Below are 15,540 nucleotides of genomic sequence, written 5' to 3'. Positions count from 1 at the left end.
TTCTCATAACCTTTCGGCATTCCATGCTGATTTTTAATAAGAAATAAATTATCTAATTGACGACATGGTGGTTTAAAACCCGTTAAATATTGCTTTCATAGTGATTAATAATGGTGTTATCCGCTTATGTGACAGTTAATCGCCTATCTCCCGTTATTAAGCCCCTATTGACAGTTGCAATGCGCTAAAGCATAACTATGTGCTTATGGCTAATAATTATTAGGTTATAGAAACAGTCAAAGTCTTATAAAGAACGGGGAGATAAGGATTGCAACGAGCACGATGTTACCTATTGGGAGAAAGCGCGGTGGTTCTGGAATTGGAGCCGCCGGTGACTCTGGCAAGCCAACAACGTATTTGGGGTCTGGCGGATCGCCTGATTCATCATCCTGATGTACGCGAAGCCATTCCGGGCATGAATAACCTGACGCTGTTGCTGGAGAACCCGCAGCAAACGGCGTTGGATGCTATTGAGCGTTTACAGCGCTGGTGGGAAGAAAGTGAGTCTTTGGTACTAGAATCCCGAAATATTGATATTCCGGTGACCTACGGCGGAGAGTGCGGGCCGGATCTGGATGAAGTGGCTCGACACACCGGTTTGTCACCGCGTCAGGTGGTGGAATGCCACTCTTCTGCGAGTTATATCGTCTATTTCCTCGGTTTTCAGCCGGGTTTCTCCTATTTAGGCGGTATGCCGGAGCAACTGGCAACGCCGCGTCGCGGGGAGCCTCGTCTGGTTGTTGCACCGGGTTCCGTTGGCATCGGCGGCAGCCAAACGGGTATTTATCCGTTAGCTACCCCCGGCGGTTGGCAATTGATAGGGCGTACTTCCCTGGCATTGTTTAACCCGTTGGAAATGCCGCCTACCTTGCTTCGCCCCGGTGATAATGTGCGCTTTGTACCACTCAAGGAGGGCGTATGTTAAAAATTATTCGCGCCGGTATTTACACCACTATTCAGGATGAAGGCCGTCCCGGTTTTCGCCGTTTGGGCATCAGTCAGGGTGGGGCGCTGGATTTACCCGCGCTGAAAATGGCCAATATGCTAGTGGGGAATGCCCCCGCTGCCGCAGGATTGGAAATTACGCTGGGGCAGTTTTGTGCCGAATTGACTCAGGCTGGCTGGATCGCACTGACTGGCGCAGGCTGTGATGCCAGACTCGACGGTCAATTACTGTGGACCGGCTGGCGTTATCCGGTGAAAGCGGGTCAGCGTATTCAACTTAATGTCCCATTGCGGGGAATGCGCAGTTATCTGGCGATCTCCGGCGGTATTAACGTGCCTGAAATGCTTGGCTCGTGCAGTACTGATCTGAAAGCCGGATTTGGTGGTCATCAGGGGCGGTTGATTAAAGAGGGTGACGAATTGCCGCTGGGCAAAGCGAGCCGTTTACCTAAGGAATCCGTAGGCATTAAACAATTACTGTTTGGTAACCGAGTGCGGGCGGTGCCGGGGCCGGAATATCACGAGTTTTCCTCCAGTGCGCAAGAGTCGTTCTGGCGCAGTGCGTGGCAGCTTAGCCCGCAAAGTAATCGGATGGGTTACCGTCTGACCGGCGGCGAGTTATCCCGCAATACCACTCGGGAAATGTTATCCCACGGTTTACTGCCAGGAGTGGTGCAGGTGCCGCATAATGGTCAGCCCATTGTGTTAATGGCAGATGCGCAAACTACTGGCGGTTATCCGCGAATTGCCTGCGTGATCGAAGCCGATCTCTTCCATTTGGCGCAAATTCGTTTGGGAGAACCAGTGCATTTTATCAAATGTACGCTGGAAGACGCTTTGAAAGCTAAAGCCGAACAACAGCTGTATTTGCAACAAATTGAACGAGGTTTGGCTACGGGTTTCCACCCGGTGGAGGCCAAATGAAAGTCGATTTAAACGCAGATTTGGGCGAAGGCTGCGCCAACGATCGTGAATTATTGCAGTTAGTCAGCTCCGCTAATATTGCCTGCGGTTTCCATGCGGGAGACGCTGAAATTATGCGGCAGTCGGTACGCTGGGCGATGGAGTTTCGTGTGGCTATTGGCGCTCATCCCAGCTTTCCCGATCGGGAGAACTTTGGCCGCACCGCGATGCAACTGCCGCCAGAAACCGTTTATGCACAGGTGATTTATCAGCTTGGGGCGCTGGCGGCTATCGTGAAGGCAGAGGGCGGACGAATGCAGCACGTTAAGCCTCACGGCATGCTGTATAACCAGGCTGCGAAAGATCCGCAGTTGGCAGACGCCATTGCTCAGGCGGTGAAAGCCGTCGATTCCAATTTGTCTCTGGTTGGATTGGCGGGTAGCGAATTAATTCTTGCCGGGCAACGCGCCGGTTTATCTACCCGACAGGAAGTTTTTGCCGATCGTCGTTATCAGGCTGATGGTTCGCTGGTTCCGCGCAGCGAGCCGGATGCGTTGATTGAAAGCGATGAACTGGCATTGTCTCAAACGCTGGAAATGGTACAGCAGCGGCGGGTTCTGTCCCGTGACGGCACTTGGGTGCCGGTACAGGCAGATACCGTCTGTGTTCACGGTGATGGCGAGCACGCACTGGCTTTTGCTCGTCGCCTCTATGACAGTTTTATACAGAAAAATATCAACATCGGTGCGAGCTGATAGGGCGTTAATAATCATAACCGCCTGGCCCTGGCGGAATTGTGAACACTTGATCAGAACCCAGGATAGGAGAATACATTTGGAACAGACCGTCAATCTCTGGCCGCTCATTGGTATTGCGGCAATTGTCATCGGATTTTTAATGCGTATTAATGCCGTATTGGTGGTGATTACCGCCGGCATTATTACCGGCGTAGCGGCTTTGATGCCTATCGCCACCATATTAGAAAAACTGGGTGAAGGTTTTTTGAATACCCGAAACCTGCCGCTGATTTTATTACTGCCGCTGGCGGTAATAGGTCTACTGGAGCGCCACGGCCTGAAGGAACGGGCGCAGGCATGGATTTCACAAATAAAAAGCGCTACCTCTGGTCGTCTGCTGATTGTGTATCTGTTTGTGCGTGAAGCCACGGCAGCGCTGGGGTTGACCAGTCTGGGCGGACATCCGCAAATGGTCCGTCCTTTATTGGCTCCGATGGCCGAAGGTGCGGCGGAAACGCGTTATGGCGAATTACCGGCGAAAGTTCGCTACCGTTTGCGTGCTATGTCGGCGGCCACGGATAACGTGGGATTATTCTTTGGGGAAGATATATTCGTCGCATTCGGTGCGATTATCTTTATGCATAACTTTATGCTGGAGTCTGGCGGTATTCAAACCGAACCGCTGCATATTGCCCTGTGGGGAATTCCGACTGCGATTTGTGCATTTATCATTCACGCATATCGCTTGCAGCGTTTAGATAAACAACTGGCGGCAGAACTGACGGCGCTGAATCAGTCGGCATTGGCTGAGAAAGGGGCGTCGAAATGATATTCCAACAACAATATCTCTATTGGCTGGCGGGCGTAGTGCTACTGATTGTCGCCTTTATGTCATTTCGCGACAAAGCTAACCCGCGTCGAATTACCACCGGTCTGTTTTGGGGATTGTACGGACTGATTTTTCTGGTAGGAGACTGGACTTACCGTTTGGCCAATACGCTGGGCGGCGACGGCCCGGATGAGAAACGCATTCTGAATATCACCGTGGGCGTGGTGGTGGTCATTATGGCGCTGATCGCCGGTTTTGGTGGCGTTCGGTTAGGTCGCTATCATCAGCGCACGCCGGTGGAGCGCGAAGTGAGCGCTAAGAAACTGGGGAACCGCCTGTTTATTCCAGCGCTAGCAATTCCGGTCGTAACGGTCATTGGCGTCCTGTTATTCAACAACATTCCAGCGTTAGATTTGTGGGTGTTTGGCAGCGGTAACCATGCCACGTTGGTGACGCTGTTCTCTATGACCCTAGGCTGTGTGCTCGGCCTGATTATTGCCGTGGTGATGACGAAAGAAACTGCCGCGCAGCCGGTTCAGGAAGCGCGCCGTTTACTGGATTCCATCGGTTGGGCCTTTATTCTGCCGCAGATATTAGCCACTTTAGGCCTGTTATTCACCACAGCGGGCGTGGGAACGGCGATTGCCCATTTGACGCAAGAATATCTGGCTGTCGATCATCGCTTTATCGCCGTAGCCGTCTATGCTATCGGCATGGCGGTGCTCACCATGATTATGGGGAATGCGTTTGCGGCATTCCCGATTGTTACCGCTGGGATCGGGATCCCAATTCTGGTATTACAGCACGGCGGTAATCCGGCGGTTATGGCGGCTATCGGGATGTTTTCCGGTTATTGTGGCACGCTCATGACACCAATGGCCGCTAACTTTAATATCGTTCCGGCAGCGCTACTGGAGTTGCCTGACAAGAATGCGGTGATTAAGGCGCAGATTCCAACCGGCGTAACTTTATTGATTGTTAACGTATTCTTACTGTATTTCCTGATGTTCCTGTAGGAGAAGTGATGAAAAACGTATTAATTACCGGTTTTGAGCCTTTTGGCGGCGAGCGAGTCAATCCGTCGTGGGAAGTGGTTAAGCAATTGAATGATATGCAGCTTTCCGGCGTTCGGGTGGTGGCTCATCAGCTGCCCTGCGCTTTTGGCGAAGCCTTAACCTCGCTGAATGCGGCTATTGATGCCACTCAACCGGCATTGGTTCTGGCTATTGGACAGGCCGGTGGTCGTGCAGATATCACCATTGAACGTGTCGCAATTAATGTGGATGATGCGCGTATTGCGGATAATCTGGGACAACAGCCGGTAGACCAGCCGATCGTGCCGGATGGCCCGGCGGCGTATTTTACCCGTTTGCCCATCAAAGCTATGGTGCAGGGGATCCGCGAGGCGGGAATTCCGGCCTCGGTTTCCCAAACTGCTGGAACCTACGTGTGTAACCATGTGATGTACGGTCTATTGCATCGTTTACATCAACAGGACAACGAGGTGAAGGGAGGATTTATTCATATCCCTTATTTGCCGGAGCAAGCGGTAAACCACCCTGGTTCGCCAAGTATGTCGGCTCAGTCGGTCCTGATCGCGCTGGAAGTTGCTATTTCCGTGGCGTTGCAAATTGAACACGATTTGCATATATCTGGCGGCGCGACGCACTGATTCCTATTGGAATAATCAATAAAAAAAGCGGAGGGCGACTTCCGCTTTGTTGTTTTAAGGAGGAGCAGAATGCCGGAAGGCCCAGAAATTCGTCGAGCTGCGGATAAACTTGCCGAGGCGGTGATAGGTAAACCGTTGAAACGGGCATGGTTTGCTTTTCCTCAGCTCAAGCCTTATCAATCTTTGCTGCTTAATCAGCAGATAAATGCAATACAAACTCGGGGCAAAGCCTTGCTGACGCATTTCTCCAATGGATTGACGCTGTATAGCCATAATCAGCTATACGGAGTCTGGCGAGTGGTTCAAGCAGGAGAAACGCCGCAGACCAAGCGAGATCTGCGAATACGACTGGAAACGGCCGAGCAGGCCATTTTGTTGTACAGCGCCTCTGATATAGATATTGGGCCGCGTGAAGTGATTGAACAGCATCCCTTTTTGCGGCGCATTGGCCCAGACGTGCTGGATATGGCGCTCACGGAAAATGACGTGATTGTGCGGTTATTGTCGCCGCAGTTTTGCCGTCGGCAATTGGGTGGAATGCTATTGGATCAGGCATTTTTGGCGGGATTGGGCAATTATTTACGCGCAGAAATTCTGTGGCTGTCAGCGTTGGCGCCAACGCATAAACCCCAGGATCTTACTCCAGAGGCATTGCAGGCCCTGGCTTCGGCCTTATTGGCGGTACCACGCCTTTCCTACGCGACGCGCGGCGTGGTGGATGAAAATCATCATCACGGCGCATTATTCCGTTTCAAGGTCTTCAATCGTACCGGCCAGCCTTGCGAGCGGTGCGGTGAGCCGATTGAAAAAATTGCTATTTCTTCGCGTCCTTTCTATTGGTGCCCGGCCTGTCAGTATTAATTATCAATGATAAAAACGCTTTTTCAGCCATAAAAAACGCCACTGAAAAGTGGCGTTTGATGCTCGGGTTGCTCCTGGATTCAGATCGTGACAGGAGTCAATTTACTTCTTGATTTCGCTAGTAAATTTGCGTTCTGCGTAGCCGGTGTACAGCTGGCGAGGACGAGCAATTTTCAGGCCTTCATCATGCATTTCGTTCCAGTGAGCAATCCAGCCGATGGTGCGGGCGATAGCAAAGATCACGGTAAACATGGAAGAAGGAATACCCAGCGCTTTCAGGATGATACCGGAGTAGAAATCTACGTTCGGGTACAGTTTCTTCTCGATGAAGTACGGGTCATTCAGGGCGATACGTTCCAGCTCCATCGCCACTTCCAGCAGGTTGTCATTCAGGTTGAGTTCTTTCAACACTTCATGGCAAGTATCACGCATGACGGTAGCGCGTGGATCGTAATTTTTATACACCCGATGACCGAAGCCCATCAGACGGAAGGAGTCATTTTTGTCTTTGGCACGACGGATAAATTCTGGAATGTGCTCAACGGTTTTGATTTCTTCCAGCATCTTCAGGCAGGCTTCGTTCGCGCCACCGTGAGCGGGTCCCCACAGGGAGGCAATCCCAGCAGCGATACAGGCGAACGGGTTAGCGCCAGAAGAACCGGCGGTACGCACGGTAGATGTGGAGGCGTTTTGTTCATGGTCAGCGTGCAAGATGAAGATGCGATCCATTGCACGTTCCAATACCGGATTCACTTTGTATTCTTCACATGGAGTAGAGAACATCATGTGCAGGAAGTTGCCGGCGTAGGACAGATCGTTGCGTGGATAAACGAAAGGTTGACCAAGGGAATATTTGTAACACATTGCGGCAACCGTCGGCATTTTGGACAGCAAACGGAAAGCGGTAATTTCGCGGTGACGCTCGTTGTTAACATCCAATGCATCGTGGTAGAACGCAGCCAGTGCGCCTGTCACACCGCAAAGTACGGCCATTGGATGAGAGTCACGTCGGAAGCCTTGCAGCAGTCGGGTAATCTGCTCATGGATCATAGTGTGACGGGTCACGGTAGTTTTAAACGTGGCGTATTCTTTCGGCGTTGGCGTTTCGCCATACAGCAAGATATAGCACACTTCCAGATAGGTCGATTCTTTCGCTAACTGATCGATTGGGAAGCCACGATGCAGCAAAATGCCTTTATCACCGTCGATGTAGGTGATTTTTGATTCGCAGGACGCAGTGGAGGTAAAACCGGGATCAAAGGTAAAATAGCCTTTGGAACCTAAGGTTCGTACGTCGATAACATCGGTACCCAAAGTCGGGGATAGTACGCCCAGTTCAATCGTAGCTTCGCCAGTCAAAGTTAGCGTCGCTTTCTTGTCAGCCATTTACAGTCTCCTTAGCGCTATATTTTAAAACCCTTAACAACTGTAATGTCTTTTGTGCCTGTGGTATGCCTTATCGGTTATCAGCAGCACCCTGTTTTATTCATCGTTCAAGTCGCGATTTAGGGTACAGAGCATGTTGCTAATAGAACCAGCGATCCGGCACGTTGGAGTGTCAGGCGACGTTACGTGATTGTTAACGGTTTGTCGGATACTTATATTTTTCTAATCATTGCCTACGATTTTATTAGGGGTATTTACTTACACACTGTTGCACAACTTATGTCCATAAGGAAGTGTATCCGTAGACCTTTCGTGCATCATAGGGCTTATTTATCCCCTAGTTGTAATGGAAATGTTTATTCTTTGTCAAATCAGATAATTAATTTTATTTAAATTGTGTAAATCGTGATCCTAATCACTGTTCAAGGCAAATGTTATCAATCAGTTTGTGTGGGAATTGTAATAAGAATGTGAACCCCCTATACTGCCGCCAGGTCTCCGGATTACCCTGAAGTAGGAGCACCCAGCGTTATACAGAGCACACATTTTTTGACACTCAGGACGTAATGTGAAATTTGTGATGTGAAGGGTTACGACTCATAACGCTGTCTGATCCCCGCCCAGGCCGGAGGAAGGAAAATAATAAGAGCTGTGTGGGCAAAACCGTGAAAAAACAAAGACCTGTCAACTTGGATCTGCAAACCATCCGATTTCCTGTTACTGCGATAGCGTCCATCTTACATCGAGTCTCTGGCGTCATTACCTTCGTTGCTGTGGGTATCCTCCTCTGGCTACTGGGTCTGTCTCTCTCGTCCTACGAGGGATTCATGCAGGCCTCCGCCATCATGAATAGCTTTGTTGTTAAATTCATCTTCTGGGGAATCCTTACTGCACTGGCCTATCACATTGTCGTGGGCATTCGCCACGTATTAATGGATTTTGGCTATCTCGAAGAAAGTTTAGCGGCGGGTACCCGTTCTGCCCAAGTGGCGATGGGCATCACCCTAGTGCTGTCAGTTCTGGCTGGAGTCCTGGTATGGTAAGCAATGCTTCTGCGTTAGGGCGTAATGGCGTACACGATTGGCTGCTTCTGCGTGCGTCTGCGATCGTCATTACCCTATATGTACTCTACATCCTGGGCTTTGTTGCCATTGCCCCGGACATCACCTACGAAATCTGGCGTGGCTTCTTCGCCTCTTCCATCACCAAAGTCTTTACCTTGCTGACACTGCTGTCGATTCTTGCTCACGCGTGGATCGGGCTGTGGCAGGTATTAACGGACTATATAAAGCCATTGGCGTTGCGTCTGGTCTTACAACTGGCCGTGGTTATTACGTTATTGGTTTACTTACTGTACGGAACTATTGTGGTGTGGGGAGCTTAAATGAAACTGCCAGTCAGAGAGTTTGACGCTGTTGTTATTGGTGCAGGTGGCGCAGGTATGCGCGCAGCCTTGCAGATTTCTCAAATGGGGTTGTCTTGCGCCCTGATTTCCAAAGTTTTCCCAACCCGTTCTCATACGGTATCTGCGCAGGGCGGTATTACCGTTGCGCTGGGTAACACCCACGAAGATAACTGGGAATGGCATATGTATGACACGGTGAAAGGCTCCGATTATATCGGTGACCAAGACGCCATCGAATATATGTGTAAAACCGGCCCGGAAGCGGTGCTGGAGCTCGAACATATGGGGCTGCCGTTCTCTCGTCTGGAAGATGGATCCATTTATCAGCGCCCGTTTGGTGGCCAATCACTGAACTTCGGCGGCGGTCAGGCGGCACGTACCGCTGCGGCAGCTGACCGTACCGGTCATGCGCTGTTGCACACTCTTTATCAACAAAATCTGAAAAACAATACCACTATCTTCTCCGAATGGTATGCGCTGGATTTGGTGAAAAATCAGGACGGTGCTTTTGTCGGCTGTACCGCAATCTGTATCGAAACCGGCGAAGTGGTTTATTTCAAAGCTCGCGCGACGGTATTGGCTACCGGCGGAGCAGGGCGTATCTACCAGTCCACAACCAATGCTCACATCAATACCGGCGACGGCGTCGGCATGGCTCTGCGTGCCGGCGTTCCGGTGCAGGACATGGAAATGTGGCAATTCCACCCTACGGGTATCGCGGGTGCTGGCGTATTGGTGACCGAAGGCTGTCGTGGGGAAGGCGGTTATCTGCTGAACAAGCACGGTGAACGCTTTATGGAGCGTTATGCGCCAAACGCCAAAGATTTGGCCGGTCGCGACGTAGTCGCCCGTTCCATTATGATCGAAATTCGTGAAGGTCGTGGCTGTGACGGTCCTTGGGGCCCACATGCCAAACTGAAACTGGATCATTTGGGCAAAGATGTTCTGGAGTCACGTCTGCCGGGCATTCTGGAATTATCCCGCACCTTTGCTCACGTTGATCCGGTTAAAGAGCCGATTCCGGTTATTCCAACCTGCCACTATATGATGGGTGGTATTCCGACCAAAGTGACCGGTCAGGCGATTACCGTGAATGAAAAAGGTGAAGACGTCGTGATTCCGGGTCTGTTTGCCGTCGGTGAGATTGCCTGCGTATCCGTACATGGCGCGAACCGTCTGGGTGGCAACTCGCTGCTGGATCTGGTGGTATTTGGTCGCGCTGCCGGTATGCATTTGCAGGAATCCTTAATGGAGCAAGGGCCAAGCCGCGATGCCAGCGATTCGGATATTGAAGCCTCGTTGGATCGTATGAACCGTTGGAATAACACGCCAAGCGGTGAAGATCCGGTGGAAATCCGTAAAGCCTTGCAATCCTGTATGCAGCATAACTTCTCGGTATTCCGTGAAGGTGATGCCATGGCAAAAGGGTTGGAAGAACTGAAAGTGATTCGTGAACGCCTGAAAAATGCGCGTCTGGACGACACTTCCAGCGAATTTAACACCCAGCGTATCGAATGTCTGGAACTGGAAAACTTGATGGAAACAGCGTTTTCCACAGCGGTGTCCGCAAACTACCGAACCGAAAGTCGCGGTGCTCATAGCCGTTTCGACTTCCCGGAGCGTGACGATGCGAACTGGCTGTGCCACTCGTTGTATCTACCGCAAACCGAGAGCATGACCCGCCGTGAGGTGAACATGCAGCCTAAGCTACGCGCGGCGTTCCCGCCGAAAGTGCGTTCTTACTAATGCGTTTGCCGAGTTAACCCGTTGCGGAGGAGTGAGTCATGAAACTCGAATTTTCGATTTATCGTTATAACCCGGACGTTGATGATGCGCCGCATATGCAGGATTACAGCCTGGAAGCGGAAGAAGGCCGGGATATGATGCTGCTGGATGCGCTAATTCAGCTGAAAGAACAAGATCCTACCCTGTCTTTCCGTCGCTCATGTCGTGAGGGCGTTTGCGGCTCAGACGGCTTGAACATGAACGGTAAAAACGGCCTGGCCTGTATTACGCCGGTTTCAGCGTTAACCAATGGTCGTAAGAAGATTGTTATTCGCCCGTTGCCGGGTTTGCCTGTGGTGCGTGATTTAGTGGTCGATATGGGCCAGTTCTACACCCAATACGAAAAAATTAAGCCTTACCTGCTTAATGACGGCAAAAACCCACCGGCGCGTGAGCATCTGCAATCTCCGGAAGAGCGGGCAAAACTGGATGGTCTGTACGAATGTATCCTGTGCGCCTGTTGCTCAACCTCTTGCCCGTCGTTCTGGTGGAACCCGGATAAGTTCGTTGGACCGGCTGGTTTACTCGCCGCTTATCGCTTCTTGATAGACAGCCGTGATACTGAAACGCAGTCGCGTTTAGACGACCTTAATGATGCTTTCAGTGTCTTTCGTTGTCACAGTATTATGAATTGTGTGAGTGTTTGCCCAAAAGGCCTTAATCCTACTCGCGCAATAGGCCATATTAAGTCTATGTTGTTGCAACGAAGTGCATGATGTGAGTTTATAAACCCGGGGAATAATTTTCCCGGGTGATAATAAAGGTAGGGAATCTCTAAAAGCCGACGCGTTGTCTGTTTCTAGAGGTTCCTTGAAAGGGACCGATTAGGTCCATAGCAGAACGTGCATTGAGCACGTCGAGTGAACCGTTTTTACGGCAAACCGTTTACTTCACGGTATATATGTTAACCACGGCGAAAACTGAAGCTTCAAAGCTTAAGGGATCATGATGCAGAACGGCGCAATGAAGGCCTGGCTGGATTCCTCCTATCTGGCGGGCGCGAACCAGTCCTACATAGAGCAGCTCTATGAAGATTATTTGACAGATCCTGGTTCCGTTGATGATAGTTGGCGTTCAATTTTTCAACAACTACCTGCGACGGGTGTAAAACCTGATCAATTCCACTCTCAAACGCGTGAGTACTTCCGTCGACTAGCGAAAGATACCACCCGTTATAACTCCGCGATCAACGATCCTGATACTGATGCTAAGCAAGTTAAGGTGTTGCAGTTAATCAACGCCTTCCGCTTCCGCGGCCATCAGCATGCTAATCTCGATCCCCTTGGTTTATGGAAACAGGAAGAGGTGCCAGATCTCGATCCTGCTTACCACAACCTGACTGAAGAAGACTTCCAGAACACCTTCAACGTGGGTTCTTTTGCCATCGGCAAGGAAACCATGAAGTTGGCCGATCTGTATGCCGCACTGAAACAGACCTATTGCGGGTCTATCGGTGCCGAGTACATGCATATCACCAACACGGAAGAAAAACGCTGGATTCAGCAACGCATCGAATCTGTCGTAGGGAAACCAACGTTCAGTGATGAAGAGAAACGTCGTTTCCTGAGCGAACTGACCGCTGCGGAAGGGTTAGAACGTTATCTGGGAGCCAAATTCCCTGGTGCCAAACGCTTCTCGCTGGAAGGCGGCGATTCGCTGGTGACCATGCTGAAAGAGATGATTCGTCACGCAGGTAAAAACGGTACTCGTGAAGTCGTTCTGGGGATGGCGCACCGTGGCCGCCTGAACGTCCTGATTAACGTGCTGGGTAAAAAACCGGAAGATTTATTCGATGAATTTGCCGGTAAACATAAAGAACATCTGGGGACTGGCGATGTTAAATATCACCAAGGTTTCTCCTCCGATGTAGAAACTGAAGGCGGCCTGGTTCATCTGGCGCTGGCCTTTAACCCGTCTCATCTGGAAATCGTTAGCCCGGTTGTCATCGGTTCCGTTCGCGCCCGCCGCGATCGTCTGGATAAAGCTCGTAGCAATATGGTTCTGCCAATCACCATCCATGGTGATGCGGCGATTACCGGTCAAGGCGTGGTTCAGGAAACTCTGAACATGTCGCAGGCTCGCGGTTATGAAGTTGGCGGCACCGTTCGTATCGTCATCAACAACCAGATTGGTTTCACGACTTCCAATCCGCAAGATGCCCGTTCGACTCAGTACTGTACCGATATTGCGAAAATGGTGCAGGCGCCGATTTTCCACGTCAATGCTGATGATCCGGAAGCCGTGGCGTTTGTTACCCGTCTGGCGTTGGATTTCCGTAACACCTTTAAACGTGACGTGATGATCGATCTGGTCTGTTACCGCCGCCACGGCCATAACGAAGCCGATGAGCCAAGTGCAACTCAGCCAGTGATGTATCAGAAGATCAAAAAACACCCGACGCCGCGCAAAATCTATGCTGACAAGCTGACTGAGCAAAAAATTGCCAGCCTGGAAGATGCCACGGAAATGGTCAACCTGTATCGCGATGCGCTGGATCACGGAGATTGCGTGGTTGAAGAATGGCGTCCGATGAACCTGCAATCCTTCACCTGGTCACCGTATCTGAACCACGAGTGGGATGAAGAATATCCGAGCAAAGTTGAGATGAAACGCCTGCAAGAGCTGGCGCGTCGTATCAGCCAGGCGCCGGAAGCTATCGAAATGCAGTCTCGCGTAGCGAAAATCTACGGTGACCGTGCTGAAATGGCCGCAGGTAACAAACCGTTCGATTGGGGCGCAGCTGAAACTCTGGCCTACGCCACGCTGGTAGATGAAGGTATTCCGATTCGTCTCTCCGGTGAAGATGCGGGGCGCGGTACCTTCTTCCACCGTCACGCAGTGATTCATAACCAGAAAAACGGCTCAGTGTATGTGCCTTTGGCAAACATTCACAGCGGTCAGGGCGATTTCACCGTGTGGGACTCTGTCCTATCAGAAGAAGCGGTACTGGCCTTCGAATACGGTTACGCCACCGCAGAACCGCGTACCCTGACCATCTGGGAAGCGCAGTTCGGTGACTTTGCCAACGGTGCTCAGGTGGTTATCGATCAGTTCATCAGCTCCGGCGAGCAGAAATGGGGCCGTATGTGTGGTCTGGTTATGCTGTTGCCGCACGGCTATGAAGGTCAGGGTCCGGAGCACTCCTCCGCCCGTCTGGAACGCTATCTGCAACTGTGTGCCGAACAAAATATGCAGGTGTGCATTCCTTCTACTCCAGCTCAGGTTTACCACATGTTGCGCCGTCAGGCTCTGCGTGGGATGCGCCGTCCGCTGGTAGTCATGTCACCGAAATCCTTACTGCGCCATCCGCTGGCCGTGTCCTCTCTGGATGAACTGGCTAACGGCACTTTCCTGCCGGCAATCGGTGAAATCGACGAATTGGATCCGAAAGCGGTGAAACGCGTAGTGATGTGCTCGGGCAAGGTCTACTACGATCTGCTGGAACAGCGTCGCAAGAACGATCAGAAAGATGTCGCTATTGTACGTATCGAGCAGCTTTATCCATTCCCGCATCAGGCAGTTCAAGCGGTTCTGGAACAGTATGCCCACGTTCATGACTTTGTCTGGTGTCAGGAAGAGCCGCTGAACCAGGGGGCCTGGTATTGCAGCCAACATAACTTCCGTGAAGTGATTCCTTTTGGTTCCTCTTTACGTTATGCCGGTCGTCCGGCCTCTGCCTCTCCGGCGGTAGGTTATATGTCCGTACACCAGAAACAACAGCAAAATTTGGTTAATGACGCGTTGAACGTCGAATAGCTAATTGTTTAAAACACAAGGGATAGATAATGAGTAGCGTAGATATTCTGGTTCCTGACCTACCTGAATCCGTCGCGGATGCGACAGTGGCCACCTGGCATAAAAAACCGGGCGACAGCGTTCAACGTGACGAAGTCCTGGTAGAAATCGAAACTGACAAAGTTGTACTTGAAGTTCCCGCCAGTGAAGCAGGGATTCTGGACTCTATTCTGGAAGACGAAGGTGCAACCGTGCTTTCTCGCCAAATTCTGGGTCGAATCCGTCCGGGCGATAGTTCAGGTAAACCGACAGAAGAGAAGAGCCAGAGCAAAGAATCCACCCCTGCTCAACGTCAAACCGCCAGTTTGGAAGAAGAGAGCAATGACTCCCTCAGCCCGGCGATTCGCCGCCTGATTGCAGAACATTCTCTTGATGCCAGCGCTATTAAAGGCAGCGGTGTAGGTGGTCGTATTACCCGTGAAGACGTGGAACAACACCTGGCGAACAAACCGGCAGCGCCGAAAGCCGCCGAAGCCAAAGTGGATGTTGCCGCACCTGCATTGGGCAGTCGCAGTGAAAAACGTGTACCAATGACCCGCTTGCGTAAACGCGTGGCCGAGCGTCTGCTGGAAGCGAAAAACAGCACTGCCATGTTGACGACTTTCAACGAAATCAACATGAAGCCGATCATGGACCTGCGTAAGCAGTACGGTGAAGCTTTCGAAAAACGTCATGGTGTACGTCTGGGCTTTATGTCCTTCTACATCAAAGCGGTAGTTGAAGCCCTGAAACGTTATCCGGAAGTGAACGCTTCTATCGATGGCGAAGACGTGGTTTACCACAACTACTTCGACGTTAGCATCGCCGTTTCTACTCCACGTGGCTTGGTTACCCCGGTTCTGCGTGATGTAGATACACTGGGCATGGCTGATATCGAGAAGAAAATCAAAGAACTGGCTGTTAAAGGCCGCGATGGCAAACTGAAAGTGGAAGAACTGACCGGCGGTAACTTCACTATTACCAACGGCGGCGTGTTCGGCTCCTTGATGTCGACTCCGATCATTAACCCACCACAAAGTGCGATCCTTGGCATGCATGCCATTAAAGATCGCCCAATGGCGGTAAATGGTCAGGTAGTGATCTTGCCGATGATGTACTTGGCGCTCTCCTACGATCACCGTTTGATCGATGGCCGTGAATCTGTCGGCTATCTGGTTACGGTGAAAGAGATGCTGGAAGATCCAGCACGCCTGTTGCTCGACGTATAAAAAAGATAACGGTT

General features: G+C 51.1%; 14 protein-coding genes. 13 read left to right on the top strand and 1 reads right to left on the bottom strand.

From position 1 onward, the window contains the following. Positions 1 to 268 precede the first annotated feature (268 nt). The 7 genes from pxpB to nei all read left to right on the top strand — a co-directional run bounded on the left by pxpB (position 269) and on the right by nei (position 5,947). Positions 269 to 925: a 5-oxoprolinase subunit PxpB gene (gene pxpB / locus AD970_RS02500; protein WP_049596742.1), complete on the top strand. Its 657-nt coding sequence runs from the start codon at positions 269 to 271 to the stop codon at positions 923 to 925. Continuing rightward, positions 919 to 1,869 (top strand): 5-oxoprolinase subunit PxpC, encoded by a 951-nt coding sequence (gene pxpC, locus AD970_RS02495; protein WP_049596741.1) that lies wholly within the window; start codon positions 919 to 921, stop codon positions 1,867 to 1,869. The genes pxpB and pxpC overlap by 7 nt, the downstream gene beginning before the upstream one ends. Beyond that, positions 1,866 to 2,603, top strand: a complete 738-nt coding sequence (pxpA, locus tag AD970_RS02490; RefSeq protein ID WP_049596740.1) for a 5-oxoprolinase subunit PxpA — start codon at positions 1,866 to 1,868, stop codon at positions 2,601 to 2,603. The genes pxpC and pxpA overlap by 4 nt, the downstream gene beginning before the upstream one ends. 79 nt (positions 2,604 to 2,682) lie before the next feature. Continuing rightward, a complete protein-coding gene (locus AD970_RS02485; protein ID WP_049596739.1) occupies positions 2,683 to 3,414 on the top strand; it encodes a DUF969 domain-containing protein in 732 nt (243 codons plus the stop codon). Then, the gene (locus tag AD970_RS02480; RefSeq protein ID WP_049596738.1) at positions 3,411 to 4,430 is read left to right on the top strand and encodes a DUF979 domain-containing protein; all 1,020 of its coding nucleotides are present in this window, start codon (positions 3,411 to 3,413) and stop codon (positions 4,428 to 4,430) included. Before AD970_RS02485 ends, AD970_RS02480 begins: the two co-directional genes overlap by 4 nt. An 8-nt stretch (positions 4,431 to 4,438) precedes the next feature. After that, positions 4,439 to 5,086, top strand: coding sequence for a pyroglutamyl-peptidase I (gene pcp, locus AD970_RS02475; RefSeq protein WP_049596737.1), 648 nt, complete (start codon positions 4,439 to 4,441; stop codon positions 5,084 to 5,086). A gap of 69 nt (positions 5,087 to 5,155) precedes the next feature. After that, complete coding sequence (gene nei, locus AD970_RS02470; RefSeq protein WP_049596736.1) at positions 5,156 to 5,947, top strand: endonuclease VIII; 792 nt, start codon at positions 5,156 to 5,158, stop codon at positions 5,945 to 5,947. A gap of 102 nt (positions 5,948 to 6,049) precedes the next feature. Here the strand turns inward: nei and AD970_RS02465 are convergent, their stop codons facing one another. Beyond that, entirely contained in the window at positions 6,050 to 7,333 is a 1,284-nt protein-coding gene (locus tag AD970_RS02465) for a citrate synthase (protein ID WP_049596735.1), read from the bottom strand. A gap of 653 nt (positions 7,334 to 7,986) precedes the next feature. Between AD970_RS02465 and sdhC the strand changes: the two genes are divergently transcribed. The 6 genes from sdhC (at position 7,987) to odhB (ending at position 15,526) form a co-directional block, all read left to right on the top strand. Then, on the top strand, positions 7,987 to 8,376 hold the full coding sequence (sdhC, locus tag AD970_RS02460; RefSeq protein ID WP_049596734.1) for a succinate dehydrogenase cytochrome b556 subunit: 390 nt from the start codon (positions 7,987 to 7,989) through the stop codon (positions 8,374 to 8,376). After that, positions 8,370 to 8,717 carry a succinate dehydrogenase membrane anchor subunit gene (gene sdhD, locus AD970_RS02455; protein ID WP_049596733.1) on the top strand — a complete coding sequence of 116 codons (348 nt, stop codon included), beginning with the start codon at positions 8,370 to 8,372 and terminating at the stop codon, positions 8,715 to 8,717. The genes sdhC and sdhD overlap by 7 nt, the downstream gene beginning before the upstream one ends. Continuing rightward, the gene (gene sdhA, locus AD970_RS02450; RefSeq protein WP_049596732.1) at positions 8,718 to 10,484 is read left to right on the top strand and encodes a succinate dehydrogenase flavoprotein subunit; all 1,767 of its coding nucleotides are present in this window, start codon (positions 8,718 to 8,720) and stop codon (positions 10,482 to 10,484) included. 38 nt (positions 10,485 to 10,522) lie between these two features. Beyond that, positions 10,523 to 11,239, top strand: coding sequence for a succinate dehydrogenase iron-sulfur subunit (locus AD970_RS02445; protein WP_049596731.1), 717 nt, complete (start codon positions 10,523 to 10,525; stop codon positions 11,237 to 11,239). A 232-nt stretch (positions 11,240 to 11,471) separates the two neighbouring features. Beyond that, the gene (gene sucA, locus AD970_RS02440) at positions 11,472 to 14,279 is read left to right on the top strand and encodes a 2-oxoglutarate dehydrogenase E1 component (protein WP_049596730.1); all 2,808 of its coding nucleotides are present in this window, start codon (positions 11,472 to 11,474) and stop codon (positions 14,277 to 14,279) included. A 29-nt stretch (positions 14,280 to 14,308) separates the two neighbouring features. After that, entirely contained in the window at positions 14,309 to 15,526 is a 1,218-nt protein-coding gene (gene odhB / locus AD970_RS02435; protein WP_049596729.1) for a 2-oxoglutarate dehydrogenase complex dihydrolipoyllysine-residue succinyltransferase, read from the top strand. Positions 15,527 to 15,540 lie beyond the last annotated feature (14 nt).

Source organism: Yersinia nurmii, from assembly GCF_001112925.1.
Taxonomy (GTDB): domain Bacteria; phylum Pseudomonadota; class Gammaproteobacteria; order Enterobacterales; family Enterobacteriaceae; genus Yersinia; species Yersinia nurmii.
The sequence above is the reverse complement of the archived record's forward strand: the minus strand, read 5'-3'. Positions and strand labels throughout refer to the sequence as shown.

Coding starts and splice junctions, on each gene's coding strand:
- pxpC (WP_049596741.1), top strand. CDS start 919: ATGTTAAAAATTATTCGCGCCGGTATTTACACCACTATTCAGGATGAA.
- pxpA (WP_049596740.1), top strand. CDS start 1,866: ATGAAAGTCGATTTAAACGCAGATTTGGGCGAAGGCTGCGCCAACGAT.
- AD970_RS02480 (WP_049596738.1), top strand. CDS start 3,411: ATGATATTCCAACAACAATATCTCTATTGGCTGGCGGGCGTAGTGCTA.
- pcp (WP_049596737.1), top strand. CDS start 4,439: ATGAAAAACGTATTAATTACCGGTTTTGAGCCTTTTGGCGGCGAGCGA.
- nei (WP_049596736.1), top strand. CDS start 5,156: ATGCCGGAAGGCCCAGAAATTCGTCGAGCTGCGGATAAACTTGCCGAG.
- AD970_RS02465 (WP_049596735.1), bottom strand. CDS start 7,333: ATGGCTGACAAGAAAGCGACGCTAACTTTGACTGGCGAAGCTACGATT.
- sdhD (WP_049596733.1), top strand. CDS start 8,370: ATGGTAAGCAATGCTTCTGCGTTAGGGCGTAATGGCGTACACGATTGG.
- sdhA (WP_049596732.1), top strand. CDS start 8,718: ATGAAACTGCCAGTCAGAGAGTTTGACGCTGTTGTTATTGGTGCAGGT.
- AD970_RS02445 (WP_049596731.1), top strand. CDS start 10,523: ATGAAACTCGAATTTTCGATTTATCGTTATAACCCGGACGTTGATGAT.
- sucA (WP_049596730.1), top strand. CDS start 11,472: ATGCAGAACGGCGCAATGAAGGCCTGGCTGGATTCCTCCTATCTGGCG.
- odhB (WP_049596729.1), top strand. CDS start 14,309: ATGAGTAGCGTAGATATTCTGGTTCCTGACCTACCTGAATCCGTCGCG.